This window comes from Lyngbya sp. CCAP 1446/10, assembly GCF_026130175.1.
GTDB lineage: Bacteria > Cyanobacteriota > Cyanobacteriia > Cyanobacteriales > Microcoleaceae > Microcoleus.
The window spans coordinates 64652-76094 of sequence record NZ_JAIGNI010000020.1 but is presented as its reverse complement, the minus strand read 5'-3'; the positions used below and the strand labels follow the sequence as shown (position 1 = coordinate 76094).

The window sequence follows — 11443 nt, the reverse complement described above, 5'->3', positions numbered from 1 at the left end:
GGAGAGGGGGAGAGGGGGAGAGGGGGAGAATTGAGAGAATTGGGAAAATATTCCTTGATTGAGTCCTCTGAATTCTGACTTGTATCCGTTAAATTCCCTACCTGGCTCGTTGCCGAACTTCCCTCTTTCCTCTTCCTTCTTCCTTCTTCCCTCTTCCTTCTTCCCTCTTCCTTCTTCCTTCTTCCTTCCCCTTCCTTAAAATTCAAAAACAGGCCAATCCGGTTGCCGAACATAGCTAGTCATGTCGTCAAACTTCCGCAGTTCGGCTCGGTGCACGCACAGTTCCTGGGGCGTGTCGAGCCATTGGTCGTTTAACTCAGACATCAGGGTGCACAAACGAGCGCGGTCTAGGTTCGGCCCGATGTCCCCAAAATAAGCCAGAGTAATGTGTGCCGTAAAATGATATTGCTGTTCAATTCCCAAAGCCATTAAATCGGGATTTTGATAGATCGATCGACGAAACTCCAGAATTTGCTTGTAAGAGTTTTCGTCCGTTGGTGCCAAACAGACACCCACAGCTCTAGTCATCACCATCAACCCCAGCACCGTCCAGCGTATGGGAGGGCCGCCCGCTAGGGGTTTGCAGGCGGCAAAACGATCTTTCATGCGATCGCGGAGTTGCCCCTCAAATTCTGGATTTTTATCAGAGGCATCTCGAAAAGCGCTGCTCCAAATCACATCAGCCAGGGTTAAATGGAAGCTATCAGGAGGCAGTGCCACAAGCGCACCGTCCGCGATTTCCTGCAATAGCCGTTGTTGGACTGAGTTTAAATTACTATAAAGTGCAGTATTTTCTGCATCTTCCCCCGCAGGTGGCGTAATCACCGAATAACCTGGAAAAGGTACAGGAGTTCTCCGACCGGCTTCGTCGGGCTTAAATTTTGGAGATTCCTGAATGTGTTCCACCTGGGACTTGTAGGAGTCCAGCAGCGTCATTCGCGCCACCCGATTTACGTAAGCTTGATAAGTATCATCCAATCTTGATTTCCTCGCGGTGAAATACTCCCACACCAAATTTTATATTATGCTGCGGGCTTCCATCACTCCGATTCAGGATATGTTGGACTGGCTGCGCCTGCAACTCTAATTTTTTCGGCTACTGAGCGTTAATAATGCAAATTTACCTGTTTTGGGGGGAAGATGACTTTGCGATCGCGCAAGCAGTCACAAGTTTGCGCCAAACAGTCCTCGACCCCAATTGGGCTAGTTTTAACTATGACAAGATTATTGCCGATCGAGCCGACGCTGTGGTTGAAGGACTCGATCGAGCTTTAACGCCACCCTTCGGTACCGGCAGCCGTTTTGTCTGGCTAGCAAATACGACTGTCACGCAGCAGTGCTCTGCGGAACTGTTAGCCCAATTTGAACGGACGCTGCCAGTAATTCCCTCTACCACGGTGTTACTGCTGACATCCGTCAAAAAACCAGACAGCAGGCTCAAGTCTACTAAGTTACTCGCTAAGTCCGCCGAATTTCGAGAATTTTCACCGATTCCGCCTTGGAATGACAAAGAATTAGCCCAGCGAGTCCGCCAAGTCGCCGCCGAAATGAATGTCAAATTGACCGCCACGGCGATCGAACTTTTGGCCACATCCATCGGCAGCGATACCCGTCAGCTATACAGCGAACTCGAAAAATTGCTGTTGTTTGCCGGCAACCGCAGCCAACCTCTCAACCCGGAGGAAGTCGCCGCACTGGTGCACTGTCACGCCCAGAATACCTTCCAGCTAGCCGATGCGATCCGCGAGGGCAATACCTCCTCCGCTTTGGAGCTATTGGCGGGCTTAACGGCCCGGAGTGAGCCTGGTTTGAGGATTGTGGCTGGCTTGACTGGTAAGTTTCGGATTTGGCTGTGGGTGAAGGCGATGATCCAAGCGGGCGATCGCGATGATAAAATTGCTCAAGCTCTAGACCTCGGCAATCCGAAACGAGTATACTATTTTCGCCAAGAAGTCAAGAACGCCAGCTTAGAAAAACTGCAAAAAAGCTTGCCTTTGCTGCTAGAGTTAGAAGCTTCTTTAAAGCGGGGCCGGGAAGAAATCTCCACCTTGCAAGCCAAGGTGATAGAACTTTCTAGCTTGTTTCGCTGACGAGAGACAGCGCAGCAGGAGTGGCTCGTCAGTGTAAATTTTTACAACAAATTGCGCGATCGGATAGATCCTTGATGCCCGATATCTGGCAAAAAGCTCAATAGATAGAAGAAATAGTCTCAGAATGCCACAGTAGAAGTTAATGTGGTAAATAAATATTGTCCGCCGCCGAACGCCGATCGATTAATATTATTTGCCGGCTCTCCACCCCCCCCAAAAAAAAGAGCGCTACCCATGACACAACAGAACCTGCGGGAACTTCTGAAGCAGGGCGATCCAAAAGCGATCGCATCTAGCATCAACCGTACACTCAAACCCAAAGGCATCAACGCCGATGTGACGCGGGACAACGGCTGCCTCCACATAATTCTGGAGTCAGACAAAGTACCGAATCAAACGGCATTGGTCGATTTCATCCGCAGCGGGATGACGAATTTGGGAGTAGAATCAATTCACACTGTCAAGGTTTACGGGCGTCGCACAGGTGACGGATCGCCTGCGTGGGAAGATGAAATAGATCTGATGCCCGCAGAGCCAATGCTTTATGCCTCGGATACTGGAATGCCTGACGACTCTATAGGTTTAGATGATGTCGAGCCCGATAGCGAAGACTACTATGAAGAGGGAGAATTCGATCGAGATGACGAAGACGACAATGAGGAAGACGAAGACGAAGATGTAGCTCCGCCTCCCAAAAAACAATTCCCCAAATGGCTAATACCTGTGGGTATTTTAGTGCCTCTGGGGGCGATCGCAGGGCTTTACTTGACCAACAATTTACCCTTCGGCGGTGGCTCAAACCCAGAACCGAGTGCTCCCGAAGCAGCTTCCCCCTCCCCGAAAGCCTCATCTGGCGCGTCTAAACCCGCCACATCCTCTCCCACCCCATCTGGGGCGCCCCCACAAGCAGCCTCTCCTGCACCAAAAGCCGCTCCCACTCCTGCTGCGCCAGCCAGCCCACCTCCGACAACTCCAGCACCCAAAGCTGCATCGGCATCTCCGGTGCCCAAGGCAGCTTCTCCTGCATCTCCCGCGCCCAAGGCAACATCTCCTGCACCAAAAGCCGCCGCACCTAAGCCTGACTTTTGGAGAGAAGGCGTTAACAACGCTCAGAAGGCAGCAGTTTTGGCCCAGACGGCTCAATCTCAAACTGAGTGGATTGTAGTAGCAAGCGAGTGGCAGAAAGCGGTTCAGCTTATGAAAACAGTACCGTCAACTAGCCCGAACCATCAAAAAGCCCAGCAAAAAGCGGCAGAGTATCAGGCTAATCTGATTGTTGCCAACCGCAGGGCGGCGGCAGCGCCTTAAGAGTTTTGAGTTTTGAGTTGAATACTCGATCTTTAAAAAGTCAAAAGTCAAAAGTCAAAAGTCAAAAATCCTGTTTTTACTAAAGCTTTGTTACTTTTGACTTTTTTCAATTTGACTAAAAAATCCCAATAATTTAGCTGCTGTCCCCTCGCTTCGTTGTTATACAAAAAGATGGGATGCAGTAAAAAAAAAGAATGCAACTGTAGACTCGCGATCCAAACCCTGATAGTCATATAGCGCAAAAAAGTGTGAGTTTTGTCAAGCGCGATCGATTCTTTCTTGCCTTTTTTCTAATGACTTTTTCCCCCATTACCCATTACCTGATGTACCTCACCGCTCTTGAGAATGGCTATAAGTCTTTGCCAATTATTCAATTATTCAATAATTCAATTCTTTAATCTTTAATCTCTAATCGTTAATGCCGGATTATGGTTAGTATCTATTCCGAATTCAAAAATATTGGCAGCAGTCAAGCGCTTGTGGGTGAGGGGAAATTAGTATTGAGTCGGGAACAGTCGATCGGGCGATCGGCAGCGGCAGTGCCGTTGGTCTGGGCTGTGGCAGACTCTGCCTGGTAAACTTGGAGGCGATCGCGCCCTGCGTCTTTGGCTTGGTACAGCGCTGCGTCGGCTGCATCAATCAAAATCGAGGCTGGGGATTTAGATGCAGGAACCATACTCGCTGCTGAGTCGGCTGCGTCAACCAAAATAGAGGCTTGGGATTCAGATCCAGGAACTATAGTCGCTATCCCCAGACTGACAGTGACGTACAGGCTCACCTGAGAACCAGCGTGAGGAATCTGTAAAGCTGCGATTTTGAGCTGTATGTGTTGGGCTACCAGCGTGGCCCCTTCACTCGCCGTATTCGGCAAAATAACGGCAAATTCTTCGCCTCCGTAGCGAGCTACTAAATCGGCGGGGCGATCGACTGCATTGCCGATCGCCTGGGCGACTTGCCGCAAACAGTCGTCTCCCCTTGGATGTCCGTAGGTATCGTTGTAACTTTTAAAAGAATCAATATCGCACAAAATTAGGGACAGAGGCATTTGTTCCCGCTCTTGTCGGCGCCACTCCCTGTCTAAATACTGATCGAAGCGGCGGCGGTTTGCTAGCTGCGTCAGTTCGTCTAAAGTTGCTAAACGCTCTAACTTGAGGTTGGCTGCTTGCAACTGCTGATAGAGTTCTGCTTGTTTGATCGCGATCGCCAACTGGGCGGCCAGATTCGACAGCAACTCGACTTCCAACTGCATCCACTGTCTGGGACTGCACTGGTGAGCCATCAACAGCCCCCACAACTCCTCCCCTTGCACTAGCGGTACCACCAAATAAGCTTTCACGTCAAATTGTGCGAGCAAGTCAATTTGATTTTGGGGCAAATTGGCGGCCGAGACATCGGCGATTGGTCGGATCGCCCGATGTTGATACGCTTCGAGATAGAATTCGTCAATACAAAACTTTTCCAGGGTTTCTCCCAGCATCGGCCGACAGTTGGGTGCTACAGATTCCACTGTTACCGACCCCGTGGCGGGTCCAGGGCAGAGACTGCCGCCGCTACAGGGGTTGAAGCGGACGATCATCACTCGATCGGCATTTAGGAACTGGCGCACTTCTGTCACTGTCGTGCTGAGCACTTCGCCCAAATCCAGAGACTGACGGATGTGCTGAGTAATCGTCCCCATCAATTTTTCCCGTTCGTTTTGCTGCCGCAGTGCCTCTTCTGCCCGCTTGTACTCGGTAATATCTTGAGCAGTGCCGAAAATTTGTTTGGGCTCGCCCTCTGCTGTGCGGGCGAACACTTGATCGCGACAGCGGAACCAGCGCCATTCGCCCGATCGATGTTTCAGTCGGTACTCCAACTCCAAAATCCTGCCGTCTTGGGCCTTGGGAAATTTTTGCAGGTGCGCGGAAACCTTCTCCAAATCTTCTGGGTACACCAAACTGGAAAACAAAGCCGTTTCCATCTGTAAAATTTCTTCGGGATGGTAACCGAGCAAATTAAAAGCCTGACCATTGACGTAGACGTTGCGCTGTTCTGTCACATCGTAGATGTAAAGCAAATAAGGCGCCGCGTCAGCAATCTGCTGGATGAAATGCTGGCTCTCGCGCAATTCTTCCTCGATCCGCTGGCGCACTTTCACTTCTTCCACAGCTTGATCCCGCATTGTGCGGTAAGCTTGGATGCGGTGGGTGAGGTCGGTCACGTCTTGAATCACCAACAGTGCGTAAAACGATGGGCAATTGACCCCCGGCCATATTGATGACGAAGCTGAGGGTGGAGATTTTCTAGACAAAAAAGCACTTCTTGGTGATCCGACTCCGAGAGTACCGTCTGATTGCAACTCAAGAGTATGGAGAACCCAGTCTCTAATCTCCTGTTCTTCTATGCCAGCCTCCAAGGCCGGCACAGCATTCACAGTAGTTTGCTGGATGCGCTGCTGGCCGTCTTGCCAAATTGCCGGAATCAGGTGCTTGTGAATTTGAGAAGAAAAAATTGTTGGCGGGCCTCCTGCAAAGATTTGCTTGAAGCGAGTGGCGTACTTTAGCTGACTCAGGTGAGGAAAATGGGTTGTGATCTTTGTTCCCAATATTTGGCTGCGGGGAATTTTTGTCCAGTCTTCGAGACAGGCATTCCAAAACAGCACCACAAAATCATCTTGCAGCAAGCATGCGCCGACTGGTACGCTGTCGAGAACACCAAACTTTTCCTTAATAGTTTTGCTCTCCTCGATCATAGACCCCCGGCAAGTTGATTGATCGCAACCAACAAGGTGTCAAAGGAACTGACATTGAAAATGAGGATGATATCTCCTTCAATGTGAAGCTTTTCAATAATGAAACGGGTCTGGGCTAATAAAACAACTGTATCAGTACCCACACCGCCAGATGTCAGCAAAGTAGCGATCGTCCCTTCCGTGTAATTGGGAATTGAGTAGTTCAGGCGCTGCTGAAGTACGTTGCTGATTGCACCCATTACCCCATTGATCACAATATTTCCGACTTCACTCAGCGTACCAATTTTGACTGAATCTAGGTCGTGAGTTCCAACTTCTTCCCCTGTCAGCATCGTCACGAGCATTGCCGCGCTGTTGGTGGGAAAGACTAACTGGGCAATACCTCCAAAGGAACCAGTGAATTTAAGCTGGACGGCAGCGATTTGTTCGCCGTTGAGATGCTGCTCTAATTGTGCTTGCACGTCTGCAGGAGACAAGACTTGGAGGTAAGGGATTTGCAAGCGAATGGGAGATTCGATCATGTCGTTCAAAATCCCTGCTGCTTGACCGATCCCGATGTTGACGAGTTCCTGCAAAGCATCGAGCTGTCGAGCGCTTAATTTCATGGGGTGATCTCCTCGCTGGCACTGAGAGCTTTATTGATCCACCCGATCAGTTCGTCTGAGTTCGGCATTTTGTGAATGACTGCCAGGGCTCCGAGTTCCATGCACTCGGATTTGGTGGTCGCTTGAATGTCTGCGGTAATGACGATGACTGGAATTTTATATCCTCTCTCGCGCATGGCTTGCAGGACTTCCCGACCTTCCATTTCCGGCATCAGCAGATCTAAGAGCATACAGTTTGGGGTTTTAGTCGCCAACAGCTCTAGAGCTTCGGGGCCGCTCGCTGCTTCCCAAGTCTCGTATCCTTCTGCTCGCAGGATTTTGCAGATTACCCTGCGAGTCAACCACGAATCTTCGACAACGAGAATTGATGTCACTACGTTCTCCTCCTTCAATTGTTTAGGACTGACCGGCGTTGCAGGTACTGCTTTGATCTTGACAGTAGTTTAAACTGTTGGGATGGTGTGCGATCGCAGTGGCTGAATTGCTGTTCTTAAAAACTAACGCATTAAGGTGTTCGATAGTTGAGTCTCTTTGATTATGGGAACAAAAAACCCGGTTTCGGAATGAAACCAGGTTTGCGGGATCTGTATTGCTTGTAACACCGGCGATCAATTATAGATTACTAAACGCTTCCTGAGGGAATCTACTCGCTTTTTAGCCGTGGCATTCTCTGGATCGTAGGCGAGGGCTTGTTCGTACATTTCCAAGGCTTGAGCTATTAATTTCTTGCGCTCGTAGGCGTGACCCAGATTGTTGAGAGATGTAACGTATTCTGGTTGCAACTTCAGGGCTTCTTTGTACTGGCGGATTGCGATGTCGTACTGTTCTTGGCCGAAGTGCGCAAAACCTAGGGCGTTGTAAAGAAACGCCAGATCTGCTTCGCCTTCTACGTCTTGGGTTTTCAGGGCTTTTTGAAACAGTACGATCGCCTGGGAGTAAAGTTTTTTATCTACATAAATACTTCCCAACTCATAGTATTCCTGTGCTGTTCCTTTTTCTAGGGTCAGCTTGTTTTCTAAGCGTTCCAAGGACATTTCCAGCCTCCGAGTTTTGAAAATCTGGCGCACAATAAACCAGGCACTGCTGCCGAGTATAATCAGCAAAACAGACACGTAAACAATTAGCAAATTACTGTCCATGTTTTTCTTAAAATTAGGTAGATTCAGTGGAAGGTTTTATTTATTTTAATTCAGCTAATCTCAGAGATTTGCCTCTGCAACTGTATAAAAAACACGAAAACGGCGATCGACTAGCCCGATCGCGATTTCACAAAAAGCAAGAATCCAGAAGTAAGAACAAAGAAGGAAAATTGGTCTCAATCTCCTAAATTTATCAGGAGTTTTCCTTCTCTGGCAGATAGCTAAATCTTTCTTACTTCTGCTTTCTTCCTTCTCAAAACCGATCGAGCTTTCACGCTCCGGCTCGGTTTGCCATTTCCACGACTTTACCGAATGTTGCAGGGTCAATGATTGCCATTTGTGCCAGCATTTTGCGGTTGATTTCGATATTGGCTTTCTTCATGTTGCCGATCAGTCTGCTGTAGCTCGTACCGTGTAGGCGAGATGCAGCATTGATCCGAGCAATCCACAGGCGGCGGAAATCGCGTTTGCGTTTTTTGCGATCGCGATAACCGTTACGCAGGGCTTGCATCACCCGTTGGTTAGCTGTGCGGAACTGTTTGGACTGTGCGCCTCGGAAACCCTTAGCTAATTTGAGAATTTTTTTGCGGCGCGCTCTGGCGACATTACCGCGTTTTACCCGTGTCATCTTTAATTTCCGTTAAACTTTACAAGTATGGAAGCATTAACCGCACGTTAGCATCATTGGTCTCATCGATGACGACCAGCTTAGAGAGACGGCTTTTGCGAGCTGAACTTTTGTGTGAAAGCAAGTGGCTTTTGTAAGCTTTGCGGCGCACAATTTTACCGGTGCCGGTCGCTCTAAAGCGCTTTGCGGCTGCTTTGCGAGTTTTGAGTTTTGGCATGGGATGGTGTTATTTGGACACAAGCTCTAACGGTATCACGTTTTTGGTACTTTCTGCAAGGGAGATTTGCGGGTTGCGATTTAGGGAGAGCGTCGGAGGGCGATCGCGCGATCACATTGGTTTCGCGCAACCCCAGATTGTAGAATTTTAGCTGAAGGTCGATCGAGCTAACCGTCGCGCACCATCCAAACCAACCGCCTCAAAAGTGCGCCACAGGAGGCACAGCATAGTCATTGAGGTCAATTGTCAGAGTTTTTGCCTCCAACTTCAAAAATCTCCAAACAGTACCGCTGGTGACGCTGCCATAAATTGTGGCGATCGGGATATTGTTAATTTCATTAAACTTTTGAGCCGCCACCATTTCGGCCGCACACTGTCTCAAACCTACTTTCAGGGAGCATCTCAGTTGCAATTTTGAGCGTGCGAGCTTAAGAACTCGCGCTCTATTCAACACTCGCGATCTCTTAAGCTCGCACTGTTAAGAAATTGCTTTTTCGCAAAATGAGTTTTTGGGTTGGGTGACGAGAAATATAGAAATAAACCCGGTTTCTGAGATTTACAGCGAGTGGCGAGAAACCGGGTTTCTACGAGTTTTTGGGTTGGGTGACGAGAAATATAGAAATAAACCCGGTTTCTGAGATTTACAGCGAGTGGTGAGAAACCGGCTTTCTACGAGTTTTTGGGTTGGGTGACGAGAAATATAGAAATAAACCCGGTTTCTGAGATTTACGCAGAATATATCTCAAATGGGTTTTATAAACAGAAAAAGCCAAATCCGCATCTGCGTTTATCCGCCTTAATCTGCGGTTTTCCTATCAATCAAAAAATTATGAAATCAACCTAAAGATTGCCAATTCTCAATTCCCATATATCAAAAAAAAATAGGCTAGCCATATTTCACAGCGCCTATCTCAATCAAAATTATGATGGTTCACCGCAACGCCGTCTTACCTCAGCTTTTGACCTGGTATTTTACCAGGTGGGCACCGTTGGCTCGGACTTAAAGTTTCTGGGTACAAGCCCAGTTTACTGCTGTCCAAACATCTTGATTCCCTAGAGTTAAGAGTTATAGATCAAAAAAACATTATTGGCAGTCACCAACGTCGCAGTAGAACCTTTATTTAATATACAGCAACTAACCAGATTTTGGCAAGCTTTGAGCAATTTAACTTGCATACCAGATGGATTCTACGGTTTGAGCGATCGCACTAGCTGACTTTCCCCCATTCCCCCCCAAGTCCCCGTCGAACAGAACAGTAACGTGACCGAGTTTGCGACCCGGACGCGATTCTTTTTTACCATACCAATGCACAAAAGCGCCACTGATTTGTGCCAGTTCTTTTCGTTTCTCTAAATAATCCGACTCGGCAGACTCGTAGCCTAGCAAATTTACCATCACAGCACCTGCACATTTCAGATCGCAATTGCCTAAAGGCAGTTGACAAACTGCGCGCAAATGCTGTTCAAATTGTGAAGTTTCGCAAGCATCGATAGTAAAATGTCCTGAGTTGTGGGTGCGGGGGGCAATTTCATTGACAAACAGCTTATTGTCGGCGGTTAAAAATAATTCAATGCCGAATACGCCGACAGCTTCCAAGTCATTGAGGAGAGTGCGGGCGATCGCACAAGCTGCGGTTTTGACATCTAAACTAATATCGGCGGGTGCAATCACCAGGCGGCAAACCTGATTTTGCTGTTGAGTTTCGACGATCGGGTAAATCGCAATTTCCCCAGTTGGCGATCGAGCTGCAATCACTGCTAATTCGCGATCGAACGGCACAAACTCTTCTACCAGCAAAGACTGACCTTTAAGTTTAGCACTAATTAACTCAAAACTTGCCCGTTCTTTAACAATAAAAGTACCTTGGCCGTCATAACCGTGGCGGCGAACTTTGACGACAAACGGAAAGTCGATCGCCCCAGATTGCGAGTCTTGTTCCATCTGTGCGCTGTCGGAAACAGAAATTGCTAAATTGTCGATCGCAACTTCATTAACGATGGGATCATCCTCCACACCCTGCGGTTCCAGCAACAAATCCAGGCGCAAATCTGCCAGATCATTCAGCGCCCAAAACCTCGGAGTTGGCAAACCTAAATCTTTTAAATAACAGCGTTGTACGTACTTATCCAACAACGGAGAAAGCGACGACAAACTCGGTCGAAATAACACACCTTGCTGTTCCAATACCCGCAAACCATCCAAATCTACAAACTCATTTTCAAAAGTAATAACATCGCAGCCATCCGCCAATTGATCCGTAGCCAAAACATCATCAACAGCAGCGAAAACAGCACCCGCAGCAACCGAAACTGCCGGGTCAGTAGCATTAGGAGTTTGCACTACCAATTCAATACCCAGCGCGCTAGCAGCATCTCCCATCATCGAAGCTAGCTGGCCGCCGCCGACAACGCCCACCCGCTTCAATTTGGCAGACGAACTCGCAGCGGTTTGATTTGATTTCATGTGAGTAAAATTCCTGGTGTCAACCTGTCTATTTTATCGCTATTTGTACCAGGATGAATGAGAGTAATTGAATATTTAAAAGCCAGGTTCTTTTTTCAAATTGCATGATTGAATCGAGGCAGTACCCAGAAAAATTTGGAGGCGAAAGTCTTTGATTCTTGAACGATCCCAGGTTTTGGTAAACAGCGCTCCAGTCCCACTCCTCCAGAAAAGTGCCACATCTAGCAATTCCTTCGCGCCAAGCATGGCATAATTGACAGC

General features: G+C 48.3%; 12 protein-coding genes, 1 other RNA gene and 1 pseudogene. 3 read left to right on the top strand and 11 right to left on the bottom strand.

Annotation, left to right across the window (positions count from 1 at the left end; genetic code table 11):
• Together K4039_RS11245 and K4039_RS11240 are read right to left on the bottom strand one after the other, a co-directional pair.
• Positions 1-206 (bottom strand): annotated as a pseudogene (locus tag K4039_RS11245) (hypothetical protein); the annotation flags it as partial.
• On the bottom strand, positions 196-936 hold the full coding sequence (locus tag K4039_RS11240; protein WP_265235264.1) for a DUF1868 domain-containing protein: 741 nt from the start codon (positions 934-936) through the stop codon (positions 196-198). The gene K4039_RS11240 and the pseudogene K4039_RS11245, both read right to left, overlap by 11 nt.
• A gap of 176 nt (positions 937-1112) precedes the next feature.
• On the opposite strand from K4039_RS11240, the gene holA reads away from it, so the two are divergent.
• Positions 1113-2090, top strand: coding sequence for a DNA polymerase III subunit delta (holA, locus tag K4039_RS11235; RefSeq protein ID WP_265235260.1), 978 nt, complete (start codon positions 1113-1115; stop codon positions 2088-2090).
• 234 nt (positions 2091-2324) lie between these two features.
• Entirely contained in the window at positions 2325-3398 is a 1074-nt protein-coding gene (locus K4039_RS11230) for a hypothetical protein (RefSeq protein WP_265235259.1), read from the top strand.
• Positions 3399-3867: 469 nt separating this feature from the next.
• Here the strand turns inward: K4039_RS11230 and K4039_RS11225 are convergent, their stop codons facing one another.
• From K4039_RS11225 to rpmI, 6 genes are all read right to left on the bottom strand, one after another.
• Positions 3868-6129, bottom strand: a complete 2262-nt coding sequence (locus K4039_RS11225) for a diguanylate cyclase domain-containing protein (RefSeq protein ID WP_265235258.1) — start codon at positions 6127-6129, stop codon at positions 3868-3870.
• Positions 6126-6734, bottom strand: a complete 609-nt coding sequence (locus K4039_RS11220; RefSeq protein ID WP_265235257.1) for a chemotaxis protein CheC — start codon at positions 6732-6734, stop codon at positions 6126-6128. Before K4039_RS11220 ends, K4039_RS11225 begins: the two co-directional genes overlap by 4 nt.
• Entirely contained in the window at positions 6731-7108 is a 378-nt protein-coding gene (locus K4039_RS11215) for a response regulator (RefSeq protein ID WP_265235256.1), read from the bottom strand. The genes K4039_RS11220 and K4039_RS11215 overlap by 4 nt, the downstream gene beginning before the upstream one ends.
• Before the next feature lie 234 nt (positions 7109-7342).
• Positions 7343-7873 carry a tetratricopeptide repeat protein gene (locus tag K4039_RS11210; protein ID WP_265235255.1) on the bottom strand — a complete coding sequence of 177 codons (531 nt, stop codon included), beginning with the start codon at positions 7871-7873 and terminating at the stop codon, positions 7343-7345.
• A 271-nt stretch (positions 7874-8144) separates the two neighbouring features.
• Positions 8145-8501: a 50S ribosomal protein L20 gene (gene rplT, locus K4039_RS11205; RefSeq protein WP_265235254.1), complete on the bottom strand. Its 357-nt coding sequence runs from the start codon at positions 8499-8501 to the stop codon at positions 8145-8147.
• Between the two features lie 19 nt (positions 8502-8520).
• Positions 8521-8718 (bottom strand): 50S ribosomal protein L35, encoded by a 198-nt coding sequence (gene rpmI / locus K4039_RS11200; RefSeq protein WP_096830688.1) that lies wholly within the window; start codon positions 8716-8718, stop codon positions 8521-8523.
• On the opposite strand from rpmI, the gene K4039_RS11195 reads away from it, so the two are divergent.
• Positions 8663-8869 carry a hypothetical protein gene (locus K4039_RS11195; RefSeq protein WP_265235265.1) on the top strand — a complete coding sequence of 69 codons (207 nt, stop codon included), beginning with the start codon at positions 8663-8665 and terminating at the stop codon, positions 8867-8869. The genes rpmI and K4039_RS11195 overlap by 56 nt on opposite strands.
• Positions 8870-8917: 48 nt before the next feature.
• On the opposite strand, the gene K4039_RS11190 is transcribed toward K4039_RS11195, so the two are convergent.
• The 3 genes from K4039_RS11190 to K4039_RS11180 form a co-directional block, all read right to left on the bottom strand.
• Entirely contained in the window at positions 8918-9100 is a 183-nt protein-coding gene (locus K4039_RS11190; RefSeq protein WP_265235253.1) for a hypothetical protein, read from the bottom strand.
• Between the two features lie 545 nt (positions 9101-9645).
• Positions 9646-9833: non-coding RNA, 6S RNA (ssrS, locus tag K4039_RS11185), on the bottom strand.
• Between the two features lie 50 nt (positions 9834-9883).
• Entirely contained in the window at positions 9884-11182 is a 1299-nt protein-coding gene (locus tag K4039_RS11180) for a 5-(carboxyamino)imidazole ribonucleotide synthase (protein ID WP_265235252.1), read from the bottom strand.
• Positions 11183-11443: the final 261 nt, after the last annotated feature.